Raw genomic sequence first — 18,096 nt, forward strand, 5'->3', positions numbered from 1 at the left:
TTGGAATTTTGCCGTGATAGTCTGCCGCCATGATTCGCGGAGAAGCCCTTTGCAAACGTTTCGGTGATGTAACCGCCCTTAACCCGACTGACATCAGTATCGGGACAGGCAAAATTACCGCCATTATGGGTGGCTCAGGCTCAGGCAAAACAACGCTGCTGCGACTGCTTGCCGGACTTGAAAAACCGACCTCCGGCCACGTCTGGTACGGCGATGAAGACCTGTGCACCATGCCGGTCAAACGGCTGTATGAGCTGCGTGAAAGCATGGGCATGCTGTTCCAGTACTCTGCCCTGCTAAACTCCCTGAACGTCTATAACAATGTCGCGTTTCCGCTGCATGAACATACCGAACTGGCCGAAGAGGTCATCGCCACCATGGTCGCCATGAAGCTTGAGCAGGTCGGCTTGCGCGGCTTTGAGAAATTGATGCCATCCGAGCTTTCAGGAGGCATGGCCAAGCGCGTCGCATTTGCCCGCGCCATGGCGATGGACCCGAAAATCGTGTTTTTTGATGAGCCGACATCGGGCCTCGACCCTATTTCGGCTGGCGTTATCAGCACACTGATCCAGGAGACCTCGCGCAAGAACCGGATGACATCGGTGGTTGTGACCCATGATGTCGCAGCAGGCCTCGCCATTGCCGACCATGTCATCCTGCTCTGGCAGGGCAGCATTATTGCCGAAGGACCGCCTGATGCGATCAGGGAGAGCGATGACGCCCGCGTACAGCAGTTCCTGCAGGGGCGCCCTGACGGGCCGATCCCGTTTTCACGCAGCACTACTTCATATATCGATGACCTGACCCACAAACCAGGCACCATACGGCTGGAATCATGAGCGATCTTTTTATCAAGCAATCGGCTCCGGCCGTCTTCTTCGGCAAACTGGGGCGACAGGCACTGCGCGGGGTCGAACAGATCGGCGATGCGACCATGCTCTGTTTTCAGGCGCTGGCGCTCATTGTGGCCCGCCCATGGCAGGGCAAGCATTTTATCCTGCAGCTTTCTGCGCTGGGCGTCGGATCGCTGATCATTATCGTCATCACCGGTGCTTTTACCGGCATGGTACTGGCACTGCAGGGATACTATACACTGGCCAAGTTCGGTTCGGAGTCACTGCTCGGAGCCGGCGTCGGCATGTCGATTATTCGCGAGCTGGGCCCCGTACTCGGGGCGTTCATGATCATCGGCCGCGCCGGCTCCAGCATCACGGCTGAAATCGGCATCATGCGTGTAACCGAGCAGACCGATGCTCTGGAAATGATGGCAGTCAATCCGATGCAGCGTATTCTGCTGCCCCGCATCGTCGCCACCACACTGGCCGTACCTCTGCTCGTTTCCATCTTCGATGTCATCGGCATCGGCTCAGGCTATATCGTTGGTGTGGAGCTGCTGGGGGTTAACCCCGGAGCCTATATCGCCGAGCTGATCGCCAAAGTGACCATGCATGATCTGTACGGCGGCTGGGTCAAGGCTGTTGTCTTCGGCTTTATGATTGGCGCGATCTGCACCTACATGGGCTATCGCTCGGAACCTACGACCGAAGGCGTCGCCAGAGCTACCACCCAGGCGGTGGTCATCGCATCCGTCGGCGTACTGATTGTTGACTACATTCTGACCTCGTTTTTCCTGTAAGGAGTTTATCAATGCAAGCATACAGACGTGTCGAAATGAGCGTGGGGGTATTTGTCTTCCTCGGACTGATCGCCATTGCCTGGCTGGCCCTTAAAATCGGTCAGGTCGGAGGCCTGGGCGAATCGGGCTATACGCTGGTCGCAAACTTCGATGATGTCGGCGGCATTCGCAAGGGTGGCGACATCATGATGGCCGGCGTCATCATCGGACGCATTGATTCCGTCACACTGGCAAAAAATGATCAGGCAACGATGGTCCTGCGCATCCATGATGATGTAAGAATAACCGAGGATGCATTTGCCTCCATCCGCACCAAGGGCATTATCGGTGATCGCTATGTGCGCATCACCCAGGGGCCGTCGGATACCTATCTGAAACCGGGCAGTGAAATTGAGGAAACAGAATCCGCGATCAACATCGAGGACCTGATCAGCAAATATATCTTCAACGGCAGCGGCAAATAGATACGTAAAAAATAACTGGCAGGATTAATTTTTACACGCCCTGTTGCGAAAAATACGATATCCGGCAACTGCAATCCGTGCCATCATACAGCCACAAGGTAACAGCAAATCCTCACCTCAGGAGTTTTAACGATATGAAAATGATTCGAATCACTTTTGCACTGCTGATGGCTCTTGCCTGCGCCCTGCCAGCCATGGCCTCCGCTGAAGAAGGCCCTCGCACCGTCATTGAGGGCACCGTAAACAACATCATTCACGTCCTCGAAGCTCGCACGGATAAAACAGTTATTTCCCCCGAGGATCGGGAGGCAATCCGTCATGCTATTGAAGGCCGCTTTGACTATGAGGCGATGGCCAGCCGTAGTCTGGGCAAGCCATGGAAAGATCTTGATGCAGGCGAACGCACCCGTTTTACCGGCATTTTCCGCGACCTGCTCGAGTACTCTTACGGCAATCGCCTGAGCGACTACAAGGGCCAGAAGGTCGAGTTTGACGATGCTGAAATCAAGGGTGAAAACGCCCGCGTAAAATCAAAGGTCATTGATGGCACCCGCGAGACACCGGTTGAGTATCGACTGCACCAGACAGAGACCGGCTGGCAGGTTTACGATATTCGCATTGAGGGCACCAGCATGGTCCGCACCTTTTACCAGGATTTCCAGTCGCAACTGGACACCGGCAGTTACACCGACCTGGTCAAGTCTCTCGAGACGAAAATCGCCGACCTGAAGGCCAAGGCAAAGGGATAACCCCATTCCGGAACTCAGGGTTTGTCTGGCACTGCTGAGATGATGAAACGCGCGCTGGCATCATGCCGGCGCGTATTCCTTTTGGTTACGCTGATTTTGAGCATGTTTGCCGGCTGGCTCTACTGGCAGGCACCGGGGCTGAATAGTATCCGTCCGGATATCGAGCACTTTCTCCAGCAGCAGCTCGATCTGAAAGAGCTGCAACTGGGCCAACTTTCATGGTACTGGGCCGGATCACTATGGATACAGGCGGAACATCTCGATTTTACCAGCCGGGATGAAACCCTCGCCTATCACAATGGCCATGCTGCCATCAGGGTCGCGCTCACCGATCTTCTATCCGGAGAAGTTTCCCCCGACAGCATCCGCCTCAGTGGCGGTCGCCTCGATCTGGTCTATACCAACACTGCCACCGCATTGCCTGCATCACTGCTGGTACTTGATAATGTAGAGCTGGCCTGGAGCAGCGGCCAGTGGCGAGGCAGCATCCCGCACGTTCAGTTAACCATGAACGGCAGCACCCGCAGCCTCGATCTCTTCGCGCCATCCGTGAAGCTCAGCGGGCAGCTTGATCGTGATGGCCTGCCACACAGACTCGAATTGCATTGCAACCAGCTCGACTGGCTGCCAGCCGAACTGCGTGAGCGGATACAGGGGGGGGCACCTGAAGGCACCATCACATTGCAACGAACCGGGCCGCGCAGCTGGCAAACAGAGCTGGCCATGGCATCATCTGCAACAACCGTCATCATACCGGCAGATGGCTATCACTACCCGCTGAACCATCTGGAAGCCGGGCTTAACATCATCACAACAGAAGCCGATGCCATGGCGCCGGCCAGCATTGAAATCGGGCGCCTGCACTGGTCACTGGGTGATAACAGCATTATGGCCACCGGCAACTGGAAACAAGGCAAACTAACTCTGCAGGCAGAGTCCAGCCAGCTTGCCATGCCGCTGATCTGGAGCTGGATGGAGGGCGCTGGCGATGAGGAGTGGCGCCACTGGCTAACGCTGATGCACAGTGGCCACGCCCATAAAGCGAGTGCGCAAATGACACTGCAGTGGGAGCACCCGTTCACCGGCTGGCCAACAGATTCAGCCATCGATGCCATGCGCTATCACGTACATGCTGATATTGAGGATGCTGATATCGCGCTCGGCATCAGCACAGATGCTCTGGCGCATACCCGCGGCCAGGTCGACCTCGACCAGGATGGCATGCACGCCTCTATTATCACCACAGAACTGCCCGGATCCCTCGGCCACTCCAGTGGTGATCTGTACATTCCATGGGACACTCTGTTGCTGCAGGTATCCGGCCGCGTGAATGCCGATGTAGAGGGCTTGCTGCACTGGTTTCAACCCGATGCTGCGGCCGGATGGCAGTGGCATGGCTCACGCGCGGAAGGTAACTTCAGCTTCTTGTGGGATACGAGCGAATCCGAGCCCAGAGAAGCAAATGCCCTGCTGAAGCCATCCGGAACCTGGCTTGTCTCAATGAATAACCAGGAGTTCACACTGACCGGCGGCGAAATGCTGTGGAACAAAAGCAGCGGCATCGAACTGCATGACGTCAACATCGCAGGAAAATACCTGAATGCATCGCTGTCACTATCGGCAACACCACCGGCCCGGGAGGCTGTGAGCCCGCCGCCTGCAACTGAACGTGCTCCATCTGAAGGCACCGACAGCAATAGCGAGCAAAGCAACAAGCCTCAGTGGCAACTAAAAACACTGGATGCACAACTGCAAGGACCCATGGGCCCGCTGCTGACAAGCTTTCAGGTTCCTGTTTCAAATGTGGATGGCAGCCTCCGTTCGGAACTGCACTACAACGGCCAGTGGTCAGGCAGCGTCGATATGCAGGATGCCAGCTGGGAGCACCTGCTGGGTTCTGAAAAGAAGATGGGCGAACCATTTTCCCTGAACTATCAGGGGCAGCTGAACCTGTCAGGTGAAACCCCTTCGATTGAACTCAGCCAGCTGCAAAGTCAGGGCAACGCGATCAAACTCCATGGCGGATCGGTAAGCATCAACCGCCAGCGCATGAAAGCACAGCTGAAAGAGCTGCATACAGCCTCGTTCAGCGGCTCTCTGGATATTGTGGTACCTTTTGATGACAAACCATGGCAGGCGAATATGCATGCCACCTTTCTGAACAGAAATGCACTGCCGAACACACTCGACCACCCTGAGCAGATGACTGACAAGCGCTGGGTTCTGCATGCGCTGATCGATCATTTTGACTGGGAAGAGGCGTCCATGACCGGTGTTAAACTCGATCTTTCATCGGAGCAGGGCAGCATCGGCAAGGTCGAGGCGGCCACCGTTCACACCTCTCAAATTGAAATCAGGGATATCGAAGCCCGCTTCACCCTGCCCGGTCAGGGGCGCGTTGAGCTGCGAAAATTTGTTGCCGCTGTGGAAAAGCAGCATCTGATGATGTCCGCCACACTCTCGCCTGAAACGGATGGCGGCATGCGCTGGAGTGGTTTTGCCGAGCTGGAGGGGGATTTCGGCCACCTGATCAAACTGGGCGGACTCTCCGAGCGCTTCCTCGGCGGCAAAGGCCACCTGCTGTTTTCCGGACAGGGACTGATTCTGAAGGAGCAACCGTGGTGGCAGGGGCTGGACGGGCGTCTGCGTATGCGTGTCGATGATGGCCGCATCCTTGAAGGGGGCACCCTGACAACACTGCTGGCCGTCATCAATCTGAGCAAACTGCCTGCCCTGCTACTCGGCAAACGTGACGATCTGAGCGGACCGGGCATTAAATATGATCGCCTGCAGATGGAGGCGATCATTCAGAATCAGGATATTCATATTCGCAATGTCGCCATGCGCTCCACCGCTTTCGATCTGATCGGCCACGGTGCTATGGATATTGATCAGGCCAGCATCGATCTTTATCTGGTCGCCCGCCCGCTGCAGAACCTGGATGCCGTACTGGCGAAGGTTCCACTACTGAGGGATTTGATCGGGGGCGCCTCCCACAGCCTGATGCGCAAGGTGTACCATATGGTCGGCCCCTTTACCAATGCAACAGTGGAGGAGGTCAAACCGGAACAGGCCGGCATGGCCTCCCCTGGCCTGATTGAGCGCATGCTGGCCATCCCCAATGACTGGTTCGGCAGTGACAAACCTCTACAGCAACCATAAATCAGCCGCGCAAGCCGATGCCTAAAGCATCTTTGTACCTTACCGGAGTATGCCTGCTTCCCTCCCTGATGATCCTGCTCGCTGCCGGCATCAGCGGACAGGATGGCCATGCCATCAACCTTGAGCACGTGTTGGCAGCAAACAGCATGCAGCACCTGCTGGGCACCGACCCGCTTGGACGGGATCTGCTCGACAGACTGGCTGAAGGATTACTCCTTTCCATCACAGTCAGTGTCGCCGTGGTCGCAGCAGGTGCCCTGATCGGCATTTCACTCGGTCTTATGGCCGGCTGGAGTGGCGGATGGCTGGATACCATATTGATGCGCCTGGCGGATATCGTACTCTCCTTTCCCGGAATATTGCTGGCCATCGCCATGGCCGCGATGCTCGGACCGGGGGTGGAAAACCTGGTCATGGCGCTGGTCGCAGTCGGCTGGGTCGGATTTGCCAGACTGACCAGGGCTCAGGTCCTCTCACTTAAATCCGTCCCGTTTATCGAAGCCGCCATCGCACTCGGCCACAGTGCCCCCTACATTGCATTCAGACACCTTCTTCCCAATATCGCTGCACCGCTCCTGGTTGAAGGAAGCTTCGGCATCGCCGCAGTGATGATCGGCGAGGCGGGACTATCTTTCCTTGGTGTGGGTGTACAACCACCCAATGCATCGCTCGGAACCATGATTCGTGAGGGTGCGCAAATGATGCTGGTGGCCCCCATGATGGTTGTCTGGCCCGGCATCGTCCTGTTTTCACTGGTCATGGCCGTCAATTTATGGGGCGATGCCCTGCGCGACAAACTGGATGTAAGAATGGAGAAACATCATGCATGAACAGCTGATCATCGGTCTCGAAGGAACAGAACTGAGCGCACAGGAGCGCCAGTGGCTGCAGCAGAGGCCGCCACAGGGTGTCATTCTGTTCGCCCGAAATACTGAGAGCCCCGAACAGGTAAAGGCATTATTGCAGGAGGTTCGCGCCTGTACCGGTAAAGAGACATGGGCAGCCATCGATGAGGAGGGAGGGCGCGTCAACCGGATGCCATGGGCCCCCTTTAACCAGCGCCGCCATGCATCCGAATACGGCGCCATGTACGATCGCAATGCCGGCACAGCTATTCAGGCTGTTTATCAGGATAACTTCTGCACCGGCGAGGCATTAAAAGAGCTTGGCTTCACCCATAATTGCGCACCGGTGCTCGATCTGTTTCACCCCGATGGACACGATATCATCGGCCAAAGGGCTTACGGCGACCATGTCGACAAGGTCACAGCCCTGGCCGCCGCCTGTCTGAACGGCCTGCGTGATGCAGGGATTGAAGGGGTGGGTAAACACTTCCCCGGCCACGGCCGTGCCAATGCCGATTCACATGTGGCTGTACCTGAAGTTGATGCACCACTGGCGACAGTGCTGGAGGAGGCTGAATCATTCTCCCGCCTGATTGCACAGGGCTTGCGTCACATCATGACAGCCCATGTCATTTATACATCGGCCAATCGCCAGATTGCCACCACCTCCCCTTTCTGGGTCCATCACGTATTGCGCGAACGCATGTGCTTTTTTGGTCAGATCTGGAGTGATGACCTCTGTATGAAAGGGGTAGGAGACGATGTGCCGGCAGCGGCCACCGCCGCAATCAGGGCAGGATGTGACCTGTTGCTGGTATGCCAGCCTGAAGGTGTGCGAGCGATCTATCAGTCACAGCAGGCATAGCCCAGTGCATTATAATATGATTGAATACGCATCCCGCCCCCCTCACATCGGGCCGGGAGCAAGAATGAGGAGGAAGTGATGGCTGAACACGACATTACACCACGCCAGCTTAAAGCCATGATGGACATGGATCCGGGCCTGTATGTACTGGATGTACGCGAACCGCATGAGCTGGCGATCTGCCGGATTGAAGGCACTAAAACCATTCCGCTTGGCGAACTGGCACAACGCTTCAGCGAAGTTCCGCAGGACAAACCGGTCGTGGTTCACTGCAAACTCGGCGGACGCTCTGCCAAAGCAGTGGAGCTCCTCCAGTCACAGGGATATTCAAATGTGCAGAATCTGGCGGGTGGAATTATCTGCTGGATCGACGAAGTGGATAACTCCCTCACCCGTTACTAGGAGCCTGTCGGATTTAAGCAATCCGTAGCGAGCAGGAGCAAGCCGTTTGAAGCCATGGCATGACTTCAAATGGCGCGATAGCAATGTCTGCAAGAAAAAATATTCCGGGATTGAGGAGCATAGTGGTGACTATGCGACAAAAGACTGGGGTGTTTTGGGCCGCTATCCCTGCCGCGCAGTAGATTTGAGTTAAGTCCGACAGACTCCTGGGGATCCCCAGAGAATAAACATAGTGCGGCTGCCCCGTTGCGGGCAGTCACCACCTTATCATTCAAAACTGCTTTGTGATCAAATGCACGGCACGATCGGCCGGAACGGGTGGACTGAACAGGTACCCCTGGACCTGATCACAATTGCACTGCCGCAAAAAATCGAGTTGCTCACGCGTTTCGACACCTTCAGCCACCACAGCCAGCCCAAGCGCTCCGGCCAGACTGATAATTGCGGACGTGATGGTGGCATCCTGCTCATCCGTCGTAATATCGAGCACAAACGAGCGATCAATTTTCAGTACATCAATGGGAAAATGTTTCAGGTAGGACATACTGGAGTAGCCGGTGCCAAAATCATCCACCGAGAGCTTGAGTCCCATCGCCTTCATCTCGCTGAGTACCTGCAGTGCAGCCTCGGCATCCTTCATCAACACACTTTCAGTAATCTCAAACTCCAGGTAGGCCGGATCCACGCCCGTCTCGGCAAGAATCTGCTCAATGCTTGCCAGCAAGTGATGATCGGCAAACTGGTGACATGAAAGATTGACCGAGATATTGACCGGCGGCAGCCCCGCCTTCAGCCAGGCAACATGCTGACGGCACGCCGTGCGAATCACCCACTTACCCATCGGCACAATCAACCCGGAGTCTTCGGCTACAGGGATGAAATCAATCGGTGATACCATGCCCCGCTCCGGGTGAATCCAGCGAATCAAGGCTTCAAATCCAGAAACAGTCGAACTATTGGCATCAATCTTCGGCTGGTAAAACAGCGTCATCTCATCCCGTTCAAGCGCCTTGACCAGCTCTCCTTCGAGATGAATACGATCCTGGCTACGCCGCCTCAACTCATCATCGTAGAAAAAGACCCCGTTGCGCCCTTTATACTTGACCTGATACATGGCTGCGTCGGCATGCTTAAGAAGGACGTCGGACTCATGGCCGTCATCCGGATAGATCGCAATACCGATACTCGACGTAATCGAAACCCGGTTACCGGCAAGCATCAAAGGCTTGCTAAGGCTGTCAAGAATGCGCTCTGCGACCACACCGGCGTGACTGGCATCGGCCATATCCGTCAATAATACAGTGAACTCATCCCCGCCCAGGCGGGCAACCGTATCATCCGAGGACTCCCTGGCGGCCACATCCGTACTGCGAATACTCTGCTGCAGGCGGACCGACACCTCTTTCAACAACTGATCTCCTGCCACGTGCCCGAGACTGTCATTGATGCGTTTGAAATTATCGAGATCCAGAAACATGACGGCAACACAGGTCCCGTTACGCGATGCCTTGGCCAGCGCAGCCTTCAAATGCTCACTGAACAGCGTCCGGTTGGGTAATCCGGTCACCGTATCGAAATAGGCCAGGCGCCGTATCGACTCTTCGGTTTTTTTGCGTTCTGTAATGTTTTGCAGTGTGCCAAAAAGATGACTGCTGCCGGCAGGGCCGGATCGCTCGGCATGCATCAACAGCGTTTTTTCCTGCCCCCCCTGCACATGAATGCGAAACTCAATATCAGCAGGGTGCCCCTGCACCGCCTGGTGAATCGCCCGATCGAAGCCGGCACGATCATCGTCATGAATGGCGCTTTGAAAGAGATGATAAAAGGTCCCCGGCGAGGTGCGCGGAACCCCGAAAATACGACAGCTCTGATCAGAAACCTCTATTTCATCACAACTCAAATCCCATGCCCAGTTACCCAGGTTGGCAATTCGCTGCGCTTCAGCCAACAGCCGCTCATTGGTGCGAGCCTGTTGCATGGTCCGGCTTGTACGGAGAATATATTGAAGGCGAAGTGTTAACAGGGTCCAGTCAACAGGGCGGGTAATAAAATCCGTTACCCCCTGATCAAACGCCTCTCTGATTGCCTCCACATCATGGCCATCGGCGACAATAATGACCGGCGCCTGCGCCACGAAGCGACAACATGAGTGACGGGTCGCATCATCCGGCTCCCCGGCCAAAATCACCAGCGCAGGCAACACATCCTGCATCAGGACAATGGCCGCCTCACTGCTACCGGCGATCACCGGCTCATATCCGGCATCCTCAATGACTGAATGCATCCGGCTGCAAAAATCTGCATCCGAAGCAATCACCATCACTTTTTCAAGCGGACCGGGACGATTCATATGCTGGTTTGGTAGCTCTCTCTGCATGATGGCAAGACCTCAGCAAAACATATGCCATTCGCCCCGCCGTGAGGATCGGCCATCATGGCGAAAAAATCCAGCCACCATGCCGGGAAAACGCCACCTGCTCGGACTCACCCATGACCGGATGATCGCCATGTTCAAACGGATCAAGCCTGACATGCCCGTCCAGCGCCAGCGAATCAAATCTCAGCGCCAGACTGTGTGCATCAGCCCGTGCCACAGTGCAACGGGCCACCACCGGCAACTCATGATGATGGCGACCGAAATAGATCGTAACCTGGCAACAACTACCGACCGGCGTCATCGCGGGGCTGTCAAGAAACACCCCCTTCATGCTCAAATCAAGGACTCTCGCCTCAAATGCCTCACCGTCATGAAGCACCACCAGCGCCGAAACGGGCAGGCGATGATCCGCAGCTGTTTTTTTTACCGCATGTTGAATAGTCATAACAGATTCCCCGCTGAGCTGTTATTTTCAATGCCGAAGCTGAGTATAGATGGCGGCTCAGCATCTGCATCCTCTTTCAACATCCTGCTCCGGGAGACTATGAATCACGCCCTGTGTGCAGAGAGCCGGGCAATGAAGGAGAGGCTGATTGGATTCGCTGCATCCTGCAGCTCACCTGGCGGCGGCAAAGCCGTCCATGGCTCGCTCGGAAGCGCCTAATTAATCAGCGCTTCCTTAAGGCCTGAAGATCCAGCCACCGCCCTTTGAGCACTCAAGTCTGGCCTGCTCGGGATCGTCCGCATGCTCCACAACCAGCTGCTGCAGCTCCACACTGCTCTCCAGCCGGACCGAATCAAACCTCAGCGCCATACCGCCATCCACAACACGAACCACTCTGGCGGTCGCAACAATGGGTAACTCATGCATAAAATGACCGAACAAAATACTGATCGTGCATTTGCAGCCGACCGGCAACCCGGCGGTGCAACGCAGGAAAACCCCGGTCATGCTCAAATCGGCCACCTCAACGCCGAATGGCTCCTCCCCTTCCGGCGTCAGTGTGGCCCCCACGGAAACTCTGGAACGACTATAGTTACGCCTGTTGTCGTGTGATTTCATTTGACCTCCCGGACTCTCCGGGGCCACCAGGCCCCTCGCGCTATACCCCGACAGGAAAAGCGCCGCCTCCGTGCGATCCTGCCCGATCAGGTGCATGAAAAGAAGATACCCGGCTAAAAGCAGTTTCTTCAATCATCCCCGTATGTTTTAATCCGCAATCGCTGTCTGCCGGCAAGGAAGGTAATGGATGAATAAGGAAAAATCAGGATCAGGACTGCTGTTGGCCATGCTCACAGCCATTCTGGCCGGTGGCCTTAGCGGCTATATCTGGGGACCGGCAATGGGCTCTGTTGCCTGGCTCGGAGAGCTGTTTCTGACCCTGCTGAAAATGCTCATCGTACCGCTCGTCGCGGCCAGCATCATCACCGGTGTCGCCGCTCTCGGCGATGTCCGTAACCTCGGCCGCATGGGCGGCATATCGATCACCTACTATGCCACCACGACCCTGATTGCCGTATCGATCGGCCTGCTGATGGCCAATCTCTGGCAGCCCGGCACAGGCGTTGACCTCGGCGCAAGCACACCAGCGCATACAACAGGCGATATCGGCATCAGCGACCTGATCCTCTCACTGGTGCACCCCAATATCATTGATGCAGCTGCCCACATGAAGCTGCTGCCCGTCATCGTATTCTGCATTCTTCTGGCAGCAGCACTCACAACCATCGGTGAGCGGGGGAGACCGGTCATTGCTTTTTTCGACGGACTGAATGAGGCAATGATGCGTATTGTCGAGTGGATCATGCTCTTTGCACCGGTGGGTGTATTTGCCCTGATTGCCTCCCGGCTTGGTGAGGCGGGCGGAGGCGAAGCATTCCTTGCCCAGCTGACCGGGCTTGGCCGCTATGTACTGGCGGTGATATCAGGACTGCTCACCCATGCGGCCGTACTTTGTATGCTGCTGATGCTACTGGCCCGCCGCCCGGTCATCCAATACCTTGGCTATATGGGCACACCTCTGATGACCGCATTTTCCACCGCCTCATCCAGTGCCACCCTGCCTCTGACCATGGAGGCCGTTCAACAGGCCGGCGTCAACGAAAAAGCACGCCGCTTTGTGCTGCCACTGGGCGCAACCATCAACATGGACGGCACAGCCCTTTACGAGGCGGTCGCCGTACTGTTTATAGCGCAGGCCTATGGCATTGAGCTGGGCTTTGGCCAACAATTGGTGGTATTACTGACGGCCACGATGGCTGCCATTGGTGCGGCAGGCATTCCGGAGGCAGGCCTCGTCACCATGGTGATGGTACTGGAGGCTGTCGGCCTGCCACTGGAGGGGATCGGTCTGATTCTCGCCGTGGACTGGTTCCTCGACCGCTGCCGCACCACCGTCAATGTATTCGGCGATTCGGTGGGCGCGGCCGTCGTCGGTTATCTGACCAGCCCCGATAAAAAAGCCGGGAACTGACGCACAGTTTTCCGCCAGCCACTGCAAGCAACAGGCTTAATACCTTTCCGCAACCATATTCTGCCACTATCATTGCGCCGCCGGCGCGCTCTCTCCTGCAGACCGCGACAGCCAAATTCAATGACTCGAATGAGAGGCAGCAATGACCGAAGCAATACTAAAACGCTACAGGGTATGGGATGCTCCTACCCGTATTTTCCACTGGGTAAATTTTCTCTCCGTTCTGCTACTGATCATTGTCGGCATCGTCATGCTCTACAAAAGAGATATCGGCATTACCAGCCTTGATGCAAAAATCGCCATCAAGGAAATTCATATCGTCATCGGCTACGTATTCTCACTCAATCTCTTTATCCGCCTGGTCTGGGGCTTTATCGGCAACCGCTTTGCCCGCTGGAGCAACATTATTCCGGGTAAAGGCTTTGGAACCGTATTGTCCTCCTACATTGCCAGCATCAAAACCGGCCACCCGCAGCAGTTTCTTGGCCACAACCCGCTTGGTCGCCTTGCCGTAGTCGTACTGATGCTGATGCTGATCACCCAGGCTGTAACCGGCCTGGTCCGGGCCGGCACCGATGTTTACTATCCACCATTCGGCAGCATGTTCGCAGCCGAAGTGGCTGCTGACGGCGTCAACCCCGCCACACTCAAGCCCTATGACAAGACCGGCGTCGACCCGGTAAAACTGAAGGAACTGGGCGCATTCAAGGAACCATTCGGGGAAATTCACCTCTATGTAGCCTATGCGCTGATGCTGATGATTCTTCTGCATATTTTCGCCGTGGTGAAAGCTGAAATCAGCGAGGGAAGCAACCTCGTATCGGCCATGTTCTCGGGCAAAAAGGTACTCTCCCGCGATCCTGAAGATCTTAAAGAGTAAACGCATCCGCCAAACAGTCTGCTCGCCATGGAAGCGCTGATTCACTCGGCGCTTCCATGCGGGCCATGGATGACCGGCTGCAACCCGGCAGGGTAGCCGGAGCAGACGCTATTGCCGTCGTCAACGGCGCCAACCGGACATGGCAGCATCTGATTTGCAAGTAACTGAAAACTACTCTATATACGTTGCGTTCTGATATTAATCCGAGCGACTCTCAATCAACACGCCATGACTGAAAAATTCACTGCGAAATGCGGCCTTGAGGCAGGGCTGCTTGTATCGGAGCTGCCCATCGGGCATTTTTCGCTGCTTAACAATATGACACTGCAAACTGCGGGGGAACAAATCTGATGGCTGCAATGATGAATGCAGAAATTCAAAGCCTGAAACTGCTGCACAAAGGCAAGGTGAGGGATATGTACGAAGTGGATGAAAACCATCTGCTGATCGTGACAACCGACCGCCTCTCCGCCTTCGATGTGGTATTGCCTACCGCAATTCCGGGCAAGGGCGAGGTACTCAACGCCGTTTCCGACTTCTGGTTTCACAAGCTTGGACATATCGTCCCCAACCATACCGCTACCATGACGCTGGAAGAGGCGTTGCCGGACAGCGAAGAGCGGGCACGTGTCAGCTCTCATGCCATTATCGTAAAGCGACTGAAACCACTGCCCATTGAGGCCATTGTCCGCGGCTACCTGATCGGCTCCGGCTGGAAGGAGTATCAGCGCCAGGGTTCTGTTTGCGGTATTGCCCTGCCCGCAGGACTTGAGCTTGCCGGCAAACTGCCTGAGCCGATCTTTACGCCATCGACCAAGGCAAACGTCGGCGATCATGATGAAAACATCGACTTTGATCGCATGTGTGAAATCATCGGACCGGAGCTGGCTGCACAGGTCCGCGACACCAGCCTGAAGCTCTATTCCGAAGCTGCGGCCTATGCGCTGGCGCGCGGCATCATCATTGCCGACACCAAGTTCGAGTTCGGCCTTGATGCCGATGGCAACCTCGCCCTGATCGATGAGGTACTGACGCCGGATTCATCCCGCTTCTGGCCTGTCTCCGAATACCGTCCGGGCATCAGCCCGCCAAGCTTTGATAAACAGTATGTACGCGACTGGCTGGAAACGCTCGACTGGAACAAACAGGCGCCCGGCCCTGTCATTCCGGAAGCCATTCAGCTGAAAACCGCCGAGAAATACAGGGAAGCACTGGAGCGGCTGACCGCCTGATGCTGTTTACCTCTATTGCCGCACTGTTTGTCGGCGTCGGGTTACTGATTTGGGGCGCGGATCGTTTTGTCGATGGCGCAGCATCGATCGCCAAAAACCTGCGCATACCGCCCATGGTCATCGGCCTGACGATTGTCAGCATCGGCACCTCCCTGCCTGAGATGATCGTCTCGGCCATGGCTGCTCTTGACGGCAATCGTGACCTTGGCATCGGCAATGTACTGGGCTCGAATATTGCCAACATCGGCCTGGTTCTCGGCATCACTGCCATCATTACGCCGATGGCGGTCACATCGATGACGCTTCGGCGTGAGCTTCCGATCCTGTTTCTGGTGACCTTTCTGGCCTTTGCCCTGATGTCGGATGGCAAACTGGAAATTCAGGATGGCATCATCCTGATCATCGCGCTGGTGTTATTTCTCACCTGGATCACCATGATCGGCCTGCGCGACCGACACGACCCGCTGGTTGAGGAGTTTACCGGCTCCATTCCCGAGTCGATGAGCATGGGGCGATCTGTGATGTGGTTTGTCATTGGCCTGATCCTGCTGATGGTCAGCTCCCGCATGGTTGTCTGGGGAGCCGTCGAGATTGCTCACTACCTGGGTGTCAGCGACCTGGTCATCGGCCTGACCATTGTCGCCATCGGCACCAGCCTGCCCGAACTGGTCGCCTCGGTTGCCAGTGCCGTGAAGGGTGAAGCGGATATGGCACTTGGCAACGTCATCGGCTCAAACATATTCAACCTGCTCGCAGTACTGGCCATGCCGGCACTGATCAGCCCGGGCCACTTTGCCGCCCCGGCACTGTTACGCGATTTTCCCATCATGCTCGCCTTTACCGTGGCGCTTTTTCTCTTCTCCTTCGGCCTTAAAAAGGAGGGGGGAACACTGGGACGATTTGAGGCCAGCCTGCTGACCACCGGCTTTGGTGCCTATCTGTACCTGCTTTACCTGCAGTCATGATCCCCGATAAGGGGCCATCACAATAACCATAAACCGCTCTGCGTTGTCGATAAATTAATACAGGACTAGAATAGTCGCCTTTAAGAGGTGGCAATGCTTAGACTGACCAAACTGACCGACTATGGCATTCTGTTGATGACGCACATGGCAACATCCGAGCAGCAACTGTTCACAGCTGCAGGCCTTGCCGAGGCAACCCATATTCCTGTTCCCACCGTCAGTAAAATTCTGCAAATGCTGCTGCATGAAAACCTGCTCAGCTCAACCCGTGGTGCCCGCGGCGGCTATCAGCTCACACGCCATGCATCCGAGATCAATGTTCGCGATGTCATCGATGTATTTGAAGGCTCCATTGCACTGACCGAATGCAACCTTGCCGACAGCAGCTGCGATCAGTCGGCGGTCTGCTCCACCAGCAATAACTGGAAGCGCATCAATCAGGCTGTACGTGAGGCACTTGAGTCCATTTCACTGGCCGATATGAGCGAACAGGATTTTATCCCGGTATTCCGCCTGCAGCGCGGCATTGCCATAGCGAAGGTGCACTGATGTCCGAAACCAGACAGGAACGAAAACCCGAAGAGTTTACCGGCCGCGAATACGAGGCCGGTTTTGTCACCGACATTGAAACCGATACGCTGCCGCCGGGGCTGAATGAGGATGTGATCCGCCACATCTCGGCAAAAAAAGAGGAACCGGAATGGCTGCTGAACTGGCGACTGGAGGCATTCCGCCACTGGCAAACCATGCAGGAGCCGCACTGGGCACATGTCAATTATCCGCCCATCGACTATCAGGCGATCTCCTACTACTCGGCGCCGAAGTCGCAAAAAGACGGGCCGAAGAGCCTGGATGAAGTGGACCCGAAACTGCTGGAAACCTATGCCAAGCTTGGTATCCCGCTCAGGGAGCAGGAGTTTCTCGCCGGCGTGGCGGTCGATGCTGTATTCGACTCGGTATCTGTCGCCACCACATTCAAGGGTAAACTCAAGGATGCCGGTGTGATCTTCTGCCCGATTTCCGAGGCCGTTCGCGAATACCCGGAACTGGTACAACAGTATCTTGGCACGGTCGTACCGACCGGTGACAATTTCTATGCAGCACTCAACTCTGCCGTATTTACCGATGGCTCCTTTGTCTATATCCCCAAAGGGGTTCGCTGCCCGATGGAGCTGTCGACCTATTTCCGCATCAATGCACTGAACACCGGCCAGTTTGAACGCACGCTGATCATTGCCGATGAGGGGTCATACGTCTCCTACCTTGAAGGCTGCACCGCTCCGCAGCGCGACGAAAACCAGTTGCATGCAGCGGTTGTTGAACTCGTTGCACTCGACGATGCCCGGATCAAATACTCAACGGTACAAAACTGGTATCCGGGGGATGAAAACGGCGTCGGCGGCATCTACAACTTTGTAACCAAGCGCGCCGATTGTCGCGGTGCGCGCTCGAGGGTGAGCTGGACACAGGTCGAGACCGGTTCCGCGATTACCTGGAAGTATCCGAGCTGCATCCTGCGCGGCGATGACTCGGTCGGTGAGTTTTACTCCGTCGCACTGACCAAAATGCGGCAGGAGGCCGATACCGGCACCAAGATGATCCACATCGGTAAAAACACCCGCAGCACGATTGTCTCCAAGGGTATTTCCGCCGGTTTCGGTCAGCAGTCCTATCGCGGCCTTGTACGGATCGGCAAATCAGCGGAAGGGGCACGCAACTACACCCAGTGCGACTCGCTGCTGATCGGTGAAAACTGCGGCGCCCATACATTCCCGTATGTGGAAGTGAAAAACCCGACCGCCACCATGGAGCATGAGGCCACGACCTCAAAGATTGGCGAGGATCAGCTGTTTTACTGCCAGAGCCGTGGCATCTCCGAAGAGGATGCCGTCAATATGATCGTCAACGGCTTCTGCAAGGATGTGTTTAACGAACTGCCGATGGAGTTCGCCGTTGAGGCCAATCGCCTGATGGAAGTCTCTCTCGAAGGCGCGGTAGGATAAAATTTAAACCGCAAAGGACGCAACGTTTCGCAGAGCACGACC

Annotated in this window: 17 protein-coding genes; 14 read left to right on the forward strand and 3 right to left on the reverse strand. The window is 55.9% G+C overall.

Annotated features, from left to right (window positions below; translation table 11 throughout):
- Positions 1-29: 29 nt before the first annotated feature.
- From FEF65_RS02530 to FEF65_RS02565, 8 genes are all read left to right on the forward strand, one after another.
- The gene (locus FEF65_RS02530; RefSeq protein WP_138238221.1) at positions 30-839 is read left to right on the forward strand and encodes an ABC transporter ATP-binding protein; all 810 of its coding nucleotides are present in this window, start codon (positions 30-32) and stop codon (positions 837-839) included.
- Positions 836-1,636 (forward strand): MlaE family ABC transporter permease, encoded by an 801-nt coding sequence (locus FEF65_RS02535; protein WP_138238222.1) that lies wholly within the window; start codon positions 836-838, stop codon positions 1,634-1,636. The genes FEF65_RS02530 and FEF65_RS02535 overlap by 4 nt, the downstream gene beginning before the upstream one ends.
- 11 nt (positions 1,637-1,647) lie before the next feature.
- Positions 1,648-2,100 carry an outer membrane lipid asymmetry maintenance protein MlaD gene (gene mlaD / locus FEF65_RS02540; RefSeq protein ID WP_238701125.1) on the forward strand — a complete coding sequence of 151 codons (453 nt, stop codon included), beginning with the start codon at positions 1,648-1,650 and terminating at the stop codon, positions 2,098-2,100.
- A gap of 134 nt (positions 2,101-2,234) precedes the next feature.
- On the forward strand, positions 2,235-2,849 hold the full coding sequence (locus FEF65_RS02545; RefSeq protein WP_138238223.1) for an MlaC/ttg2D family ABC transporter substrate-binding protein: 615 nt from the start codon (positions 2,235-2,237) through the stop codon (positions 2,847-2,849).
- A gap of 39 nt (positions 2,850-2,888) precedes the next feature.
- A complete protein-coding gene (locus FEF65_RS02550; RefSeq protein WP_238701126.1) occupies positions 2,889-6,011 on the forward strand; it encodes a YhdP family protein in 3,123 nt (1,040 codons plus the stop codon).
- A gap of 17 nt (positions 6,012-6,028) precedes the next feature.
- Positions 6,029-6,841 carry an ABC transporter permease gene (locus FEF65_RS02555; RefSeq protein ID WP_138238225.1) on the forward strand — a complete coding sequence of 271 codons (813 nt, stop codon included), beginning with the start codon at positions 6,029-6,031 and terminating at the stop codon, positions 6,839-6,841.
- A complete protein-coding gene (gene nagZ / locus FEF65_RS02560) occupies positions 6,834-7,721 on the forward strand; it encodes a beta-N-acetylhexosaminidase (RefSeq protein WP_138238226.1) in 888 nt (295 codons plus the stop codon). Before FEF65_RS02555 ends, nagZ begins: the two co-directional genes overlap by 8 nt.
- Before the next feature lie 78 nt (positions 7,722-7,799).
- On the forward strand, positions 7,800-8,123 hold the full coding sequence (locus FEF65_RS02565) for a rhodanese-like domain-containing protein (RefSeq protein ID WP_138238227.1): 324 nt from the start codon (positions 7,800-7,802) through the stop codon (positions 8,121-8,123).
- Positions 8,124-8,394: 271 nt separating this feature from the next.
- On the opposite strand, the gene FEF65_RS02570 is transcribed toward FEF65_RS02565, so the two are convergent.
- From FEF65_RS02570 to FEF65_RS02580, 3 genes are all read right to left on the reverse strand, one after another.
- Positions 8,395-10,500 (reverse strand): putative bifunctional diguanylate cyclase/phosphodiesterase, encoded by a 2,106-nt coding sequence (locus tag FEF65_RS02570; RefSeq protein WP_138238228.1) that lies wholly within the window; start codon positions 10,498-10,500, stop codon positions 8,395-8,397.
- A 55-nt stretch (positions 10,501-10,555) separates the two neighbouring features.
- On the reverse strand, positions 10,556-10,945 hold the full coding sequence (locus tag FEF65_RS02575) for a PilZ domain-containing protein (protein ID WP_138238229.1): 390 nt from the start codon (positions 10,943-10,945) through the stop codon (positions 10,556-10,558).
- A 234-nt stretch (positions 10,946-11,179) separates the two neighbouring features.
- Positions 11,180-11,563, reverse strand: coding sequence for a PilZ domain-containing protein (locus FEF65_RS02580; RefSeq protein ID WP_138238230.1), 384 nt, complete (start codon positions 11,561-11,563; stop codon positions 11,180-11,182).
- Positions 11,564-11,750: 187 nt separating this feature from the next.
- Here FEF65_RS02580 and FEF65_RS02585 point away from each other — a divergent pair, with 187 nt between their 5' ends.
- The 6 genes from FEF65_RS02585 to sufB all read left to right on the forward strand — a co-directional run bounded on the left by FEF65_RS02585 (position 11,751) and on the right by sufB (position 18,054).
- Positions 11,751-12,974 carry a dicarboxylate/amino acid:cation symporter gene (locus tag FEF65_RS02585; protein WP_138238231.1) on the forward strand — a complete coding sequence of 408 codons (1,224 nt, stop codon included), beginning with the start codon at positions 11,751-11,753 and terminating at the stop codon, positions 12,972-12,974.
- A 142-nt stretch (positions 12,975-13,116) separates the two neighbouring features.
- Positions 13,117-13,854, forward strand: a complete 738-nt coding sequence (locus tag FEF65_RS02590; protein ID WP_138238232.1) for a cytochrome b/b6 domain-containing protein — start codon at positions 13,117-13,119, stop codon at positions 13,852-13,854.
- A gap of 350 nt (positions 13,855-14,204) precedes the next feature.
- Positions 14,205-15,086 (forward strand): phosphoribosylaminoimidazolesuccinocarboxamide synthase, encoded by an 882-nt coding sequence (locus FEF65_RS02595; RefSeq protein WP_138238233.1) that lies wholly within the window; start codon positions 14,205-14,207, stop codon positions 15,084-15,086.
- Between the two features lie 2 nt (positions 15,087-15,088).
- A complete protein-coding gene (locus FEF65_RS02600; protein WP_138238405.1) occupies positions 15,089-16,051 on the forward strand; it encodes a calcium/sodium antiporter in 963 nt (320 codons plus the stop codon).
- 93 nt (positions 16,052-16,144) lie between these two features.
- Positions 16,145-16,600 (forward strand): SUF system Fe-S cluster assembly regulator, encoded by a 456-nt coding sequence (locus FEF65_RS02605; RefSeq protein WP_138238234.1) that lies wholly within the window; start codon positions 16,145-16,147, stop codon positions 16,598-16,600.
- A complete protein-coding gene (gene sufB, locus FEF65_RS02610) occupies positions 16,600-18,054 on the forward strand; it encodes a Fe-S cluster assembly protein SufB (RefSeq protein WP_138238235.1) in 1,455 nt (484 codons plus the stop codon). The genes FEF65_RS02605 and sufB overlap by 1 nt, the downstream gene beginning before the upstream one ends.
- Positions 18,055-18,096 lie beyond the last annotated feature (42 nt).

The sequence above is a fragment of the Mariprofundus erugo genome, from assembly GCF_005818865.1.
GTDB lineage: Bacteria > Pseudomonadota > Zetaproteobacteria > Mariprofundales > Mariprofundaceae > Mariprofundus > Mariprofundus erugo.

Bases quoted from the DNA above. Each gene is read 5' to 3' on its own strand.
- FEF65_RS02590 (WP_138238232.1), top strand. From the start codon at position 13,117: ATGACCGAAGCAATACTAAAACGCTACAGGGTATGGGATGCTCCTACC.
- FEF65_RS02555 (WP_138238225.1), top strand. From the start codon at position 6,029: ATGCCTAAAGCATCTTTGTACCTTACCGGAGTATGCCTGCTTCCCTCC.
- FEF65_RS02575 (WP_138238229.1), bottom strand. From the start codon at position 10,945: ATGACTATTCAACATGCGGTAAAAAAAACAGCTGCGGATCATCGCCTG.
- sufB (WP_138238235.1), top strand. From the start codon at position 16,600: ATGTCCGAAACCAGACAGGAACGAAAACCCGAAGAGTTTACCGGCCGC.
- FEF65_RS02530 (WP_138238221.1), top strand. From the start codon at position 30: ATGATTCGCGGAGAAGCCCTTTGCAAACGTTTCGGTGATGTAACCGCC.
- mlaD (WP_238701125.1), top strand. From the start codon at position 1,648: ATGCAAGCATACAGACGTGTCGAAATGAGCGTGGGGGTATTTGTCTTC.
- FEF65_RS02580 (WP_138238230.1), bottom strand. From the start codon at position 11,563: ATGAAATCACACGACAACAGGCGTAACTATAGTCGTTCCAGAGTTTCC.
- FEF65_RS02585 (WP_138238231.1), top strand. From the start codon at position 11,751: ATGAATAAGGAAAAATCAGGATCAGGACTGCTGTTGGCCATGCTCACA.
- nagZ (WP_138238226.1), top strand. From the start codon at position 6,834: ATGCATGAACAGCTGATCATCGGTCTCGAAGGAACAGAACTGAGCGCA.
- FEF65_RS02565 (WP_138238227.1), top strand. From the start codon at position 7,800: ATGGCTGAACACGACATTACACCACGCCAGCTTAAAGCCATGATGGAC.
- FEF65_RS02595 (WP_138238233.1), top strand. From the start codon at position 14,205: ATGGCTGCAATGATGAATGCAGAAATTCAAAGCCTGAAACTGCTGCAC.
- FEF65_RS02535 (WP_138238222.1), top strand. From the start codon at position 836: ATGAGCGATCTTTTTATCAAGCAATCGGCTCCGGCCGTCTTCTTCGGC.
- FEF65_RS02570 (WP_138238228.1), bottom strand. From the start codon at position 10,500: ATGCAGAGAGAGCTACCAAACCAGCATATGAATCGTCCCGGTCCGCTT.
- FEF65_RS02605 (WP_138238234.1), top strand. From the start codon at position 16,145: ATGCTTAGACTGACCAAACTGACCGACTATGGCATTCTGTTGATGACG.
- FEF65_RS02550 (WP_238701126.1), top strand. From the start codon at position 2,889: ATGATGAAACGCGCGCTGGCATCATGCCGGCGCGTATTCCTTTTGGTT.
- FEF65_RS02545 (WP_138238223.1), top strand. From the start codon at position 2,235: ATGAAAATGATTCGAATCACTTTTGCACTGCTGATGGCTCTTGCCTGC.